Below are 13,454 nucleotides of genomic sequence, written 5' to 3' on the forward strand. Positions count from 1 at the left end.
TGACGTCACCACGGAACGCAACCACCACCGGGGGTCCAGGGGGCTTGCCCCCTGGCGGGGGTTTGGGGGTTCGACCCCCAAAAGACACCTGGTGAAGGGCTTGGGCGAGCGCGTTCCGCGAGCACACTCCACCCCACCCCCTTCACTAGAAGTCCACTGGCGCGGGCACCGCTTCGGCTTCGGCGTCGAGCTGCGGGCCGATGCCGAGCTTCTCCTTGATGCGCTTCTCGATCTCGTTGGCGATGTCCGGGTTCTCCCGCAGGAACCGGCGGGCGTTCTCCTTGCCCTGGCCGAGCTGGTCGCCCTCGTAGGTGTACCAGGCGCCGGACTTGCGCACGATGCCCTGGTCGACGCCCATGTCGATGAGCGAGCCCTCGCGGGAGACGCCGACGCCGTAGAGGATGTCGAACTCGGCCTGCTTGAAGGGCGGGGCGACCTTGTTCTTGACGACCTTGACGCGGGTGCGGTTACCGACGGCCTCGCCGCCGTCCTTGAGGGTTTCGATGCGGCGGACGTCGAGCCGGACCGAGGCGTAGAACTTCAGCGCCTTACCACCGGTGGTGGTCTCCGGGGAGCCGAACATGACGCCGACCTTCTCGCGGAGCTGGTTGATGAAGATCGCGGTGGTGCCGGAGTTGGAGAGCGCACCGGTGATCTTCCGCAGCGCCTGGCTCATCAGCCGGGCCTGGAGGCCGACGTGCGAATCGCCCATCTCACCCTCGATCTCGGCGCGGGGCACGAGCGCGGCCACGGAGTCGATGACCAGGATGTCCAGCGCGCCGGAGCGGATCAGCATGTCCGCGATCTCGAGCGCCTGCTCACCGGTGTCCGGCTGGGAGACGAGCAGCGCGTCGGTGTCCACGCCGAGCGCCTTGGCGTACTCCGGGTCGAGCGCGTGCTCGGCGTCGATGAACGCCGCGATACCGCCGTTGCGCTGGGCGTTCGCCACCGCGTGCAGGGCGACGGTGGTCTTACCGGAGGATTCCGGGCCGTAGATCTCGATGACCCGGCCACGGGGCAGCCCGCCGATGCCGAGGGCGACGTCGAGGGCGATCGCACCGGTGGGGATCACGGCGATGGGCGGACGGGTGTCCTCGCCGAGGCGCATGACGGAGCCCTTGCCGTACTGCTTGTCGATCTGCGCAAGGGCAAGCTCGAGCGCCTTGTCCTTGTCGGGTGCTGCTGGTGCCATGAAGTCCACCTCGCTGGTTGGAGCCTGTGGGGCTGTTCGGTTCTGCTGTCGGGTCCGACACTACGAGCGGGGACCGACAATTCCCGGCGCGGCGCCCGATCTGTGGATCGCTGGCCCCGTTGTGGACAACACCCTAGACGAACACGTGTTCGAGGTCGGCAGCGACACACCCTTCGGCTAGGATTTTTCACCCGCTCCGGACGCGCCGGGCCGGATCCGCGCAGGTCAGTGCGGGCCTAGTGCTGTCCAGTACCGATGTCAGCGCCGCTCGGGCGGGACGTCGAAGGCCGCGCAGACCTCCCGCCAGATCTCCTTGGCCGGGGTCCCCGCGGCCAGCGCCTGCTCGACGGTCCGGCCGCCGAGCCCGCTGAACACGTGGTCCTTGGACAGGATCTCGGCGCGGCCGGGCCCGAACTCCTCGGCCATCAGCCGCCGGAAAACCGTGATACGCATCGGCTCGATCCTAGGCGACGTGCCGTTAAGGCCACCTTATGGGCGTCGAACGCCCCGTAAGGTGGCCTTAACGGCATTCCGGGCCACGGGCGGAACCGGGAGTTATTCGCCGGGCTGGACGCTCTTCTCGAAGTAGTCGGCCAGCGTGCCGGGAGTGACGGCCGCGCCCTGGTCGGAGTTGAGCTGGTAGATGAACCCGGCCAGCGGCCGGTCGCCCACCGAGAACACCAGCACCGCCGACGCCTTCCCCGCGGCCGAGGAGTACCGGCCCTTGAGCCCGTTGCCCGCCCACTCCGCTTCGGTCCGGTCCCCGCCCGCCGAGGCCAGCAGCTGATCGGTGTACTGCTTGAGCTTGTCCGCCGAGTCGCTCTGCACGTACGTCACCTGGGTGCCCGCGCGGCCCGGCGCCGAGCAGGTCGCCGACGCGCCGAGGCTCTGCGCCGGCGCGGCGGGCCCGTTGCCCATACCGGGTTTGCAGTCGCCGGTGTCGGCGATCTTCCCGGCGAGCTGGCGCATGCAGCCGGTGAGGCCGTTGGCCTCGGCCTGGCCGGGCGTCTTGCACTGGTCCGCGGTGTAGGTGGCCGCCGACGACGAGCCGAGGAAGTACACCAGGCCACCCGCGAGCAGCACGACCACCGCCGCGATCGCGATGCCGATGGTCAGCTTCTTCTTGTTCGCTGCCTTGCCACCTTCGTCCTTGCCCGCCAGCGAGTACGTCGGGAAGTTCGACGGCGGGGGCTGCGGCGGCTGCTGCTGGGGCCCGCTGGGCGGGAAGTTCGACGGCGCGTACCCGCCCGCCTGGCCGGGGCCCGGGTACCCCTGCGCGGGCGGCGGGGCGTACGGGCCGCTCGGCGGGGCCATCTGCGGCGCCCCGGCCCCGTTCGCGACCTGGCCGTCGACGTTCTGGGTACGCATGGAAAGCCCGTCGCGGGCGACGTGCTGGGCGCCCAGCGCGACCGCGGTCTCCGGCTGGTCGAGGCTGCCGGGGACGACGCCGAGCTTCTCCGCGATCATCGAGCCCACCAGCGGCAGCCTGCTCGACCCGCCGACCAGGTAGATCCCGGCGAGCCGGTCCGGGGACAGCCCGGACGAACGCAGCGTCCGCGCCATCAGCTCGACGCTGCGCAGCATCGCCGGGCGCACCAGGCCTTCCAGCTCGCCGCGGGTGACCAGGACGTCGTGGAACGGCTCCGGCATCGGGACCTCGGTCTGCGGATGCCGCGACAACGCCTCCTTCGCCGCCTTGACGTCCTCCTGCAGCGCGCGGCGGGTCCGGCGGTCCGCGGTGGACTCCGGGCGCAGCAGCCGCTGCCAGCGCTGGGGGTCCGAATGCGACACCTCGCGTCCGACGTGGACCATCAGCGCCTGGTCGACGTCGAGGCCGCCGAGGTCGGGGAGGCCGTCCTCGGCGAGCACGGTGTACCCGGTCTGCGTGGCGCCCACGACCGCGACGTCGAACGTGCCCGCGCCGAGGTCGTACACGGCGAGCGCCTGGCCCGGCGCCAGCGCCTTGCCGGGGAACGACGCGAAGTGCGCGGCGGCGGCGACGGGCTCGGGCACCAGCAGCACGTTCCCGGCGATCCCGGCGAGCCGCGCCGCGGACAGCAGGACGTTGCGCCGCACCGGGCCCCACTGCGCGGGGTGGGTCAGCCGGACCTCGTCGGGCTGCTCGCCGCCGAGCTGCCGCGTGGTCTCCTCCAGCACGCGCCGCAGGATCGCGGCCAGCGCTTCGTTGACCGGCACGACGTCGGTGCCGAGCAGCAGCGTCTGCTCGTCGATGCGCCGCTTGGGGTTGGGCTCGAAGCGGGTCGGGTCGAGCCGGGCGCGGCGCTCGGCGTCGCGGCCGACCATGATCGTGCCCTCTTCGGTGGCGAACACCGCCGACGGCATGTTCGCCGAGCCGTCCACCTCGACGACCCTCGGCGGCATGCCGTGCGCCGACAACACGGCGACGGTGTTGGACGTCCCGAGGTCCACCGACAGGATCCGCACGCTCACTCCCCTTACACCAGGCCAGCACCCGTCCCAGTACGACCGGAACACCGGTCGCGGGCGCTGGCCGTGATGCTCCCATGGGGACGGTCACCGTGCGTGCGGACCCGGCAAACTCGCCGCCGCCTTGACGTACAGGTCACCCTCGGCGCAGGATGTCTGCGCAGTTCGCTCAACCAAGTTGCACGAACTGCGCAACTCAGTGCCGAGGAATCCGGGAGCCGCCGTGCCGAAACTGCTCGTCCTCGGCGACGATCTGACCGGCAGCAACGCCACCGGAGCGCTGTACGCGCGCTTCGGTCTCCGCGCGGTTTCGGTGAGCGCGCCGCTCACGCCGTCGTCGCCCTGTTTGCGCCAGGACAGCGGGATCGACGCGCTGGTGGTCAATCTCGGCACCCGGCACGCTGACCCCGGGCAGGCCAAGGCCGCCGTGCGCGCCGCGATCGCGCTGGCCGGGCCGGTGGAACTGACCGTCAAACGCGTCGACACCACCTTGCGCGGCAACGTCGGCGCCGAGACCGAGGCCGTCCTCGACTCGGCTCCGGCCGCCCGCGCGCTGGTCGTGCCCGCCTTCCCCGACGCGGGCCGGGTCACCCTCGGCGGCCTGCACCTCGTCGACGGCAAGCCTCTCGCGGAAAGCCCGGCGGCCCGCGACCCGCTGACCCCGGTGCGCTCCTCCCGGATCCGCACCCTGCTCGACCCGGCGGGCGGGCGCACGATCACCGAGCTCTCGCTGGACGTCGTCGAGTCCGGAGTGGACGGTGTCGTCGACGCGCTACGGGAAGCGGGCGAGATCGTCGTGTGCGACGCGACCACGAACCGGCATCTGACCGCGATCGCGCAGGCGGCCGCGCGGCTGACCGCCGAGGACGGCACCCGGTGGATTTCGGTCGATTCCGGCCCGTTCGGCGTCCGGCTCGCCTCGGCGCTGGGCCTGGCGCCCGGACGCGGCGAGGTGCCGCCGGTGCTCGCCGTCGTCGGCAGCATCACCGCGCAGACGCGGGACCAGCTGGCCGAGACCGAACAGGTGCTGGACGCGCGCTACGTCGACGTCTCGGCTGACCAGCCCGATCCCGCGGAGATCGTCGAAGGTGTCGGAAAGCTGCTCGCCGCCGGGCATCGCGTCGTCGGCATCCGCGCGGTGCCGCCCGCCCCCGGTGTCCCGGCGGATCCGGCGGTCGCGGCCTGGCTCCCGGTCGCACTGGCCAAGGCGGCCCGGCTGGCGCTGACGCGGTACCGCATCGGCGCGTTGTACGCGTCCGGTGGCGACATCGCCGTCGAAGTCACCAAGGCCCTCGGCGCGGACGGCTTCGAGATCGACACCGAGGTGCTCCCGCTCGCCGTCGCCGGACGGCTGGTCGGCGGCGCGTTCGACGGGCTCCCGTTCGCCACCAAGGGCGGCCTGATCGGCGACGCCGCCGCGGCCGTGCAGTGCCTCGAACACCTCAACTACGTCCTCGCCACCCATCACGGAAGGAACCAGTCTTGAGCGAGAAACCCATTCTGGCCGTCACCCTCGGCGACCCCGCCGGCATCGGGCCGGAGATCACCGCCCGCACGCTGGCCGAACCGGAGTCCGGACAGCTCGCGCGTGGTCTCGCCGTCGGCGACGCGCCGGTGCTGCGCCGCGCCGTTTCCCTGCTGGGGCTGGACGTCGAGGTCAACCCGGTGTCCACTGTGGACGAAGCGCGGTTCGAGCCCGGGACCATCGACGTCCTCGACCTCGGCATCGTGACCGAGGACCTGCCGTGGGGCGAGGTGAACGCGACGGCGGGGGCCTCGGCCGTCGCCGCGATCGAGGCCGCGACGAAGGCCGCGCTGAACGGCGAGGTCGCGGCGGTCGTGACGTCGCCGATCAACAAGGAGGCCATCTGGGCCGCCGGGTCGAAACACCTCGGCCACACCGAGATGCTCGGCGAGCTGACCGGGTCGACCAGGTTCAACACGATGTTCTGGGTCGCCGGGCTGAAGATCTTCTTCGCCACCAGGCATCTCTCCCTGCGCGAAGCGATCGGGAAGATCACCAAGGACAACATCGAGCACGCGATCCGCGAGGCGTACACGGCGCTGGAGGTCTTCGGCGCGGACAAGCCCACACTGGCCGTCGCGGCGCTGAACCCGCACGGCGGCGAGAACGGGAAGTTCGGCGACGAGGAGATCGTCGCGATCGCCCCCGCGGTCGAGGCGGCGCGTGCCGACGGCCTCGACGTCGTCGGCCCGATACCGGCGGATTCCGTGTTCCACCAAGGACTTCAGGGCCGGTTCGCCGGGGTTCTCTCGCTCTACCACGACCAGGGACACATCGCGTCGAAGACCTACGACTTCGACGGCACGGTGTCGGTCACCGTGGGCCTGCCGATCCTGCGGACGTCGGTCGACCACGGAACGGCGTTCGACATCGCCGGCACCGGGAAGGCTTCACACGGCACGATGCGCGCCGCGTTCCGCGCCGCGGTCGAACTCGCTCCGTACGCGCCGAAGCTGCCCGACATCTACCCACCGGCCCGGTGAACACCATGAACGTGATTCCCCGCAAGCGCTGGGCGTACGTCATCCCGGTCGCGGTCGTCATGTACATGCTGGCCTACCTCGACCGCACCAACGTCGCGGTGATCCTGCCCTACATCGGCTCCGACTTTCCCTTGTCGGCCAGCGCGAAGGGGCTGGCCAGCGGCATCTTCTTCATCGGCTACCTCGTCCTGCAGATCCCCGCCGCGGTGCTCGCCGCGAAGTGGAGCGCCCGCAAGACCGTGGTGCTGCTGATGATCCTGTGGGCGCTGGCCGCGGTGCTGTGCGGGCTCGTCCGGAGCGAGACGCAGCTGCATCTCGCGCGGCTGCTGCTCGGCCTGTTCGAAGGTGGTGTGTGGCCCGCCGTCCTGATCCTGCTGGCTTCCTGGTTCCCGCAGAAGGAACGGGCACGCGCGAACGCGCTGTGGATGAGCTGCCTGCCGATCTCGGCGATCCTGATGTCCCCGCTGTCCGGGTTCATGCTCGACCACATGTCCTGGCGCTGGGTGTTCGTGCTCCAGGGGCTCCCGCCGCTGGTGTGGGCGATCGTGTGGTGGTTCGCGGTGGCGGACCGGCCTTCGCAGGCACGCTGGATTTCCCGCGAGGAACGGCAGTACCTCGAAACGACGCTCGCCGCCGAGGAGGCCGCGAAGCCGTCGGTGGCGAAACAGGGCTACCGGCAGGCACTGCGCAACAAGTCGGTGCTGCTGCTCATCGGCGTCTACTTCTTCTGGATCACCGGGTTCTACGGCTTCAGCCTCTGGCTGCCCTCGGTGGTGAAGACGATGACGGGCGGTTCGGCGACCGCGGTCGGGTTCCTCTCGGCGATCCCGTACGTGCTCGCGCTGGTGGCGATGCTGAGCTGCGCGCTGTGGTCGGACCGCACGGGCAACCGGCGGATGGCGGTCACCGTCCCGCTGCTGATCGCGATCGCGGGGCTGCTGCTGGGCAATCTGGTGCACTGGCCGCCAGTGGTGCAGTTCGTGCTGCTGTGCGTGGTCGCGGCCGGGGTGTACATGCCGTACGGGCCCTTTTGGGCGGTGCCGAGCCAGATTCTCGGGATCGAGGTCGTCGCGGTGGCGATGGGCGTGATCAACGCGCTGGGCAACCTCGGCGGGTTCGCCGGGCCGTACCTCGTCGGCTGGCTGACCGACGTCACCGGGACCTCGACCACCGGGTTCGTGGTGCTCGCCGCGTTCCTCGCGGTGGCGGCGGCGCTGGCGTACTTCGGGCTGCGGCCCACGTCCGCGCCGGAGGTGATCCGTGCCCCAGCCACGTCCGACCACTCGTGACCGGCGCGCGATGCTGCTCGAAGCCGTCCGCGACGGCTCGTGCGGCATCGCGGAACTGGCCGAGGAGTTCGGGGTCTCGCCGTCGACGATCCGGCGTGACCTCGCCTCTCTCGCCGGAGCGGGGCACGTCGTGCGGACCTACGGCGGGGCGCTCGAAGCCGGACACGGGCTGGAGCGCAGTCTGCGGGAGAAGGACGCGAGCAACGCCGACGCGAAGGACGCGATCGCGCGCGAAGCCGCCGCGCTGGTCCAGGACGGCGAAATGGTGCTACTCGACGCCGGGACGACGACCGGGCGCGTCGCCCGGCATCTCGCGCATCGCGAAGGACTCACCGTCGTCACCAACGGCGTCACGGTGATCCGCGCCCTCGCCGATTTCGACGGGATCGACCTCATCGTGCTGGGCGGGCGGCTGCGGCATCCGAACGAGGCGCTGCTCGGCGAGAGCGTGCTCGCCCAGCTGCGGCACCTCTCACCGGATCGGGTGTTCCTCGGCGCGGACGGGATCGTCGCCGGGCGCGGGCTGTGCTGTCCGTCGCTGGAGCAGTCGCAGGTCAAGCACGCGATGCTGCACTCGGCGGCGTCGGTGTACGTACTGGCCGACCACTCCAAGCTCGGCGAGGCCCCGTTCCCGTACTGGACGCCGTTGGACCGGGAGTTCTCGCTGGTCACGGACTCCTTTCCGGGGGCGGACACGGCGGCGTTCGCCGGGAGCGGAACGGTCCTGACGGCGGGCGGTGCGGAAATTGTCGGGGGTGCCGCGCAAGATGGAGGACGTGGCAGCTGACGTGCTCGACCTGTTCTCCCCCGCGACCCGGGCCTGGTTCGCGGGGGCCTTCGCCGCGCCCACCGCGGCGCAGGAGGGGGCATGGCGGGCCGCGCACGCCGGCGAGCACGCGCTGGTCGTCGCGCCGACCGGGTCCGGCAAGACGCTGTCGGCCTTCCTCTGGGCACTCGACAGGCTGTCCGTGGAGCCACCACCCGCGGAAGCACAGAAGCGCTGCCGGATCCTCTACGTCTCCCCGCTGAAGGCCCTCGCGGTCGACGTCCAGCGGAACCTGCGGGCGCCGCTGGCCGGGATCGCGCAGGCCGCCCACCGGCTCGGGCTGCCCGCCCCGGAGATCACCGTCGGCATGCGCACCGGGGACACCACCGCGGCCGAGCGGCGTTCCTTCGGCAAGACCCCGCCGGACGTCCTGGTGACCACGCCGGAGTCGCTGTTCCTCATCCTGACGTCGTCGGCGCGGGAGTCGCTGCGCGGCGTCGAGACCGTGATCGTGGACGAGGTGCACGCGGTCGCGGGCGGCAAGCGCGGCGCGCATCTGGCGTTGTCGCTGGAACGGCTGGACTCGTTGCTGCCCAAGCCCGCTCAGCGGATCGGGCTGTCGGCGACGGTCCGCCCGATCGACGAGGTGAGCGCGTTCCTCGCGGGCGGGCGGCCGGTCACCATCGTGCAGCCGAAGCTGGCGAAGACGATCGAGGTAAGGGTCGAGGTCCCGGTCGAGGACATGGGCAACCTCGACGCGCCTTCGTCCCCGATGGACGACCTCGACGCGCTCGAACCGCATCCGCCGGGCGAGATCGCGCCCGGCGGGCTCGGGACGATGGAGGAGATCAGCGGGAACCCGGTCCAGCGGGCGTCGATCTGGCCCGCGGTCGAGGAGCGGGTCCTGCAGCTGATCCGGGCCCATCGGTCGACGATCGTGTTCGCCAACTCGCGGCGGCTGGCCGAGCGGCTCACCGCGCGGCTCAACGAACTGGCTGCCGAGAAGACCGAGCTGGCCCCGGCGGACAGCTTCCCGGCGGAGGCGATCGGCCAGTCCGGGCTCACCACCGGCGCGGCACCGGTGATCGCGCGGGCCCACCACGGGTCGATGTCGCGGGAACAGCGCACCCATGTCGAGGAGGACCTGAAGTCCGGCAGGCTTCCGTGTGTCGTGGCGACATCCTCGCTGGAGCTGGGCATCGACATGGGCGCGGTCGATCTGGTGGTGCAGATCGAGGCCCCGCCCACGGTCGCCTCCGGGCTGCAACGGGTCGGCAGGGCCGGACACCAGGTCGGCGCGGTGTCGTCGGGGGTGATGTTCCCGAAGTTCCGCGGCGACCTGGTGTCGTGCGCGGTGGTCGCGGAACGGATGTCGGCGGGCGCGATCGAGGCCGTGCGGTATCCCCGCAACCCGCTCGACGTACTGGCCCAGCACGTCGTGTCCATGGTCGCGCTCGAACCGTGGCCGGTGGCGGAGCTGGCCGCGCTGGTCCGGCGGGCGGCGCCGTTCACCGCGCTGCCCGACGACGCGCTGCACGCGGTGCTCGACATGCTGGCCGGGCGGTACCCGAGCGAGGAGTTCGGCGAGCTGCGGGCACGGATCACCTGGGACAGGATCGCCGGGGAACTGCGCGGGCGGCCGGGTTCGCAGCGGCTCGCGGTCACCTCCGGCGGCACGATCCCCGATCGCGGCCTGTTCACCGTGATGACCCCGGGCACCGACGGCAAACCCGGGTCGCGCGTGGGCGAGTTCGACGAGGAGATGGTCTACGAGTCCCGGGTGGGTGACACCATCCTGCTCGGCACGTCGTCCTGGCGGATCACCGAGATCACCCATGACAGGGTGATCGTGGTGCCCGCGCCCGGCGAACCGGCGCGGATGCCGTTCTGGAAGGGCGACGCGCCGGGGCGCCCACTGGAACTGGGGCGGGCACTGGGAAAGTTCGTCCGCGAACTGTCCACTTCGGACTCCGAGAAGGCGCGGGAGCGTGCGGCGGCGGCCGGGCTGGACGAGCGGGCGCGGGACAATCTGCTCGGCTACCTGGAGGAGCAGAAGGCGGCCACCCGGCACGTGCCGAACGACCGGATGATCCTGCTGGAGCGTTACCGGGACGAGCTGGGCGACTGGCGGATCGTCCTGCACTCCCCCTTCGGCGCGCAGGTGAACGCGCCGTGGGCGCTGGCGATCGCGGCCCGGCTGCGGGAAAACCGCGGGGTGGACGCGCAGGTGGCGCACTCCGACGACGGGATCGTGCTGCGGCTGCCGGACGCGCTGGACGCCGACGGCGCGGAGGTCACCATCGGCACGGACGACGTACTGCTGGATCCCGACGAGGTCGAGCAGCTGATCGTCACCGAGGTCGGCGGCTCGGCGGTGTTCGCGGCCCGCTTCCGGGAATGCGCGGCCCGGTCGCTGCTGCTGCCCCGCCGCGATCCCCGGCGGCGGACACCGCTGTGGCAGCAGCGGCAGCGTGCGTCGCAGTTGCTGTCGGTGGCGGCGAAGTACGAGCGGTTCCCGGTCGTGCTGGAGGCGATGCGCGAGGTCCTGCAGGACGTCTACGACGTGGGCGGGCTGAAGGAACTGATGGCCGACGTCCGGGCCCGCAAGGTGCGGCTCGCCGAGGTCGAGACACCGTCGGCCTCACCGTTCGCGCGCAGCCTGCTGTTCGGCTACGTCGGGATGTTCCTGTACGAGACGGACGCGCCACTGGCCGAGCGGCGCGCGGCGGCACTGTCGCTGGATTCGGCGCTGCTGGCCGAATTGCTGGGCACGGAGGCGATCCGCGAACTGCTCGATCCGGCCGCGGTGGCCGAGGTCGAGCGCTCGCTGCAGCGGCTGGATCCCGACCGGAAGGCACGTTCGGCGGAGGACGCCGCGGACCTGCTGCGGTTCCTCGGTGATCTGTCCACTGTGGAGGCTGCCGAACGCGGTGTCGAGCCGGAGTGGCTGGCCGAGCTCGAATCGGCACGGCGGGCGATCCGGGTGCGGATCGGCGGCGAGGAGCGCTATCTCGCCATCGAGGACGCCGGGCGAGTGCGGGACGCGCTGGGCGCTGCGCTGCCGGTAGGTGTGCCCGAGGCGTTCACCGAACCGGTCGAGGATCCCCTGGGCGATCTCCTGTCCCGGTACGCCCGGATCCGCGGGCCGTTCGCGGCGAGCCAGGCCGCCGAACGGTTCGGGCTGGGCACCGCGGTCGTCACCGGCGTGCTGGACAGGCTGACCGGGCAGGGCAGGCTCGTCCGCGGCGAGCTGAGCCCGCTCGGGCATCCGGACACGCACGGGGTCGGCGTCGAATACTGCGACGCGGCGGTGTTGCGGCGGCTGCGCCGGGCGTCGCTGGCGAAGCTGCGCGCCGAGGTCGAGCCGGTCGAGCCCGCCGTGCTGGGCCGTTTCCTTCCGGCCTGGCACGGCATTGGCGGCCGGGTCCGCTCGGCGCCGACCGCGGACGACGTCCTTTCGGTGGTGGAACAACTGGCCGGGGCCCCGCTTCCGGCGAGCGCGGTGGAATCGCTGATCCTGCCCAGCAGGCTGCCCGGCTACTCCCCCGCGCTGCTCGACGAGCTGACCACCGCGGGCGAGGTCACCTGGTGCGGGTGCGGGGCGCTGTCCGGCGGGGACGGCTGGCTCGCGCTCGCGCCCTCGGACGTCGCCGACCTGCTGTTGCCCGAGGTCGAGGAAACCCGGCCGGATTCGCCACTGCACGCGGCCCTCGTGTCCACTTTGGAGGGTGGCGCGCTGTTCTTCCGGCAGCTGGTGGACCGCGTCACGCCCCAGCTCGAAGCGCCGCCGGCCGACGGTGACGTCGTGGCGGCGCTGTGGGATCTGGTGTGGGCCGGGCTCGTCACCGGCGACACCCTCGGTCCCCTGCGCGCCCAGGTCGCCGGGCACGGCGCGCACAAACCGCGGCGCCAGGCGCCACGTGGCCGGTACGCGCGGCTGCGCGCCGGGCGCCCGCAGATGCCGTCCCGGTCCGGGCCGCCAACGGTGGCCGGGCGCTGGGCGCTCACCCCGGTCCGCGAGGCCGAGCCGACCCGGCGGGCGCACGCGCGGACAGAGGCGTTCCTCGAACGGCACGGCGTCCTCACCCGCGGCGCGCTCGACACCGAACGGGTCACCGGCGGGTTTTCCGGGATCTACAAGGTATTGCGCGGGATGGAGGACACCGGTCAGGTCGTGCGGGGCTACGTCGTCGAGGGGCTCGGCGCCGCGCAGTTCGCGGCCAAGGGCGCGGTCGACCGGCTGCGCGCGCTGTCCGGCCCGCGAAACCCGGCGGACATCTCCTCAGCGGTGGTACTCGCCGCGGCCGACCCGGCACAGCCGTACGGCGCGGCACTGCCGTGGCCCGCGGCGACCGGGGACACCAAACACCGTCCCGCCCGCAAGGCCGGGGCACTCGCGGTCCTGGTGGACGGGGTCCCGGCGCTGTACGTCGAGCGTGGCGGCCGGTCGCTGCTGAGCTTCACCACCGAGCCGGAGCCATTGCGCGCGGCCGCGCGGGCGCTGTCCACCGCGGTCCGCGAGGGCTGGCTGGGGCAGCTCGCCGTGCAACGCGCCGACGGGGAGCAGGCGCTCACCTCCGAGCTCGCCGAAATCCTCCGTGAAGCGGGATTCCGTGCCACACCGCAGGGTCTGCGGCTGCGAGCCGCCTATTGAGCCGTGCCTCACGCAGGAGGATGGTTGCGCCCGGTGGTCCCGCGGGTATCACTAGACTTCGCCGGAGATTCGGGCAAAGGACGTTTGATCATGGCGATGCGCGAGCTGCGCTACTTCGGGGACCCCGTCCTCAAGATGGTGTGCGATCCGGTGACGACCTTCGACAAGAAGACCGAAGCACTGGTGAAGGACCTCCTCGACTCCGTCGAACCGGACGGGCGGGCCGGGCTCGCCGCGCCGCAGATCGGCGTCGGCCTCCGGGTGTTCAGCTACGACGTCGGCGGCCTGACCGGGTACGTGATCAATCCGGAGATCGTCTCGCTGTCCGAGGAAACCCACGAGATCGGCGAGGGCTGTCTCTCCGTGCCCGAGCTGTGGTTTCCGGTGCGGCGCGCGAAGCACGCCGTGGTGCGCGGGGTCGACCTGCGCAATGAGCCGATCGAGGTCGAGGGCACCGAGGTGCTTGCCCAGTGCCTCCAGCACGAGACCGACCATCTCGACGGGAAGCTCTACCTGGACCGGCTGGTCCCGGACCGCAAGAAGCAGGCGCTGCGCCAGGCCCGGGAAAAGGACTGGTTCTGGAAACGCTGAGCCCCG

Annotated in this window: 9 protein-coding genes; 6 read left to right on the forward strand and 3 right to left on the reverse strand. The window is 71.7% G+C overall.

The window, feature by feature from the left end; genetic code table 11:
* Window positions 1-145 precede the first annotated feature (145 nt).
* From recA to ACFW0G_RS18225, 3 genes are all read right to left on the reverse strand, one after another.
* A complete protein-coding gene (recA, locus tag ACFW0G_RS18215; protein WP_378326474.1) occupies window positions 146-1,192 on the reverse strand; it encodes a recombinase RecA in 1,047 nt (348 codons plus the stop codon).
* A gap of 258 nt (window positions 1,193-1,450) precedes the next feature.
* A complete protein-coding gene (locus ACFW0G_RS18220; RefSeq protein WP_378326475.1) occupies window positions 1,451-1,645 on the reverse strand; it encodes a DUF3046 domain-containing protein in 195 nt (64 codons plus the stop codon).
* Between the two features lie 102 nt (window positions 1,646-1,747).
* Window positions 1,748-3,637: an Hsp70 family protein gene (locus tag ACFW0G_RS18225; protein ID WP_378326476.1), complete on the reverse strand. Its 1,890-nt coding sequence runs from the start codon at window positions 3,635-3,637 to the stop codon at window positions 1,748-1,750.
* A 226-nt stretch (window positions 3,638-3,863) separates the two neighbouring features.
* On the opposite strand from ACFW0G_RS18225, the gene ACFW0G_RS18230 reads away from it, so the two are divergent.
* The 6 genes from ACFW0G_RS18230 to def all read left to right on the forward strand — a co-directional run bounded on the left by ACFW0G_RS18230 (window position 3,864) and on the right by def (window position 13,448).
* Window positions 3,864-5,126, forward strand: a complete 1,263-nt coding sequence (locus ACFW0G_RS18230) for a four-carbon acid sugar kinase family protein (protein WP_378326477.1) — start codon at window positions 3,864-3,866, stop codon at window positions 5,124-5,126.
* Window positions 5,123-6,148 carry a 4-hydroxythreonine-4-phosphate dehydrogenase PdxA gene (gene pdxA, locus ACFW0G_RS18235; protein ID WP_378326478.1) on the forward strand — a complete coding sequence of 342 codons (1,026 nt, stop codon included), beginning with the start codon at window positions 5,123-5,125 and terminating at the stop codon, window positions 6,146-6,148. The genes ACFW0G_RS18230 and pdxA overlap by 4 nt, the downstream gene beginning before the upstream one ends.
* A 5-nt stretch (window positions 6,149-6,153) precedes the next feature.
* Entirely contained in the window at window positions 6,154-7,437 is a 1,284-nt protein-coding gene (locus ACFW0G_RS18240) for an MFS transporter (RefSeq protein ID WP_378326479.1), read from the forward strand.
* Complete coding sequence (locus ACFW0G_RS18245; protein WP_378326480.1) at window positions 7,409-8,224, forward strand: DeoR/GlpR family DNA-binding transcription regulator; 816 nt, start codon at window positions 7,409-7,411, stop codon at window positions 8,222-8,224. Before ACFW0G_RS18240 ends, ACFW0G_RS18245 begins: the two co-directional genes overlap by 29 nt.
* Complete coding sequence (locus tag ACFW0G_RS18250) at window positions 8,205-12,857, forward strand: ATP-dependent helicase (RefSeq protein WP_378326521.1); 4,653 nt, start codon at window positions 8,205-8,207, stop codon at window positions 12,855-12,857. The genes ACFW0G_RS18245 and ACFW0G_RS18250 overlap by 20 nt, the downstream gene beginning before the upstream one ends.
* A 90-nt stretch (window positions 12,858-12,947) precedes the next feature.
* Entirely contained in the window at window positions 12,948-13,448 is a 501-nt protein-coding gene (def, locus tag ACFW0G_RS18255; RefSeq protein ID WP_378326481.1) for a peptide deformylase, read from the forward strand.
* The last annotated feature ends 6 nt before the right edge of the window (window positions 13,449-13,454 follow it).

Source organism: Amycolatopsis sp. NPDC058986 (assembly GCF_042741125.1).
Classification (GTDB): domain Bacteria; phylum Actinomycetota; class Actinomycetes; order Mycobacteriales; family Pseudonocardiaceae; genus Amycolatopsis.

Excerpts from the sequence above, each read along its gene's own strand:
- recA (WP_378326474.1), bottom strand. The coding sequence starts at position 1,192 with ATGGCACCAGCAGCACCCGACAAGGACAAGGCGCTCGAGCTTGCCCTT.
- ACFW0G_RS18220 (WP_378326475.1), bottom strand. The coding sequence starts at position 1,645 with ATGCGTATCACGGTTTTCCGGCGGCTGATGGCCGAGGAGTTCGGGCCC.
- ACFW0G_RS18240 (WP_378326479.1), top strand. The coding sequence starts at position 6,154 with ATGAACGTGATTCCCCGCAAGCGCTGGGCGTACGTCATCCCGGTCGCG.
- ACFW0G_RS18250 (WP_378326521.1), top strand. The coding sequence starts at position 8,205 with ATGGAGGACGTGGCAGCTGACGTGCTCGACCTGTTCTCCCCCGCGACC.
- def (WP_378326481.1), top strand. The coding sequence starts at position 12,948 with ATGGCGATGCGCGAGCTGCGCTACTTCGGGGACCCCGTCCTCAAGATG.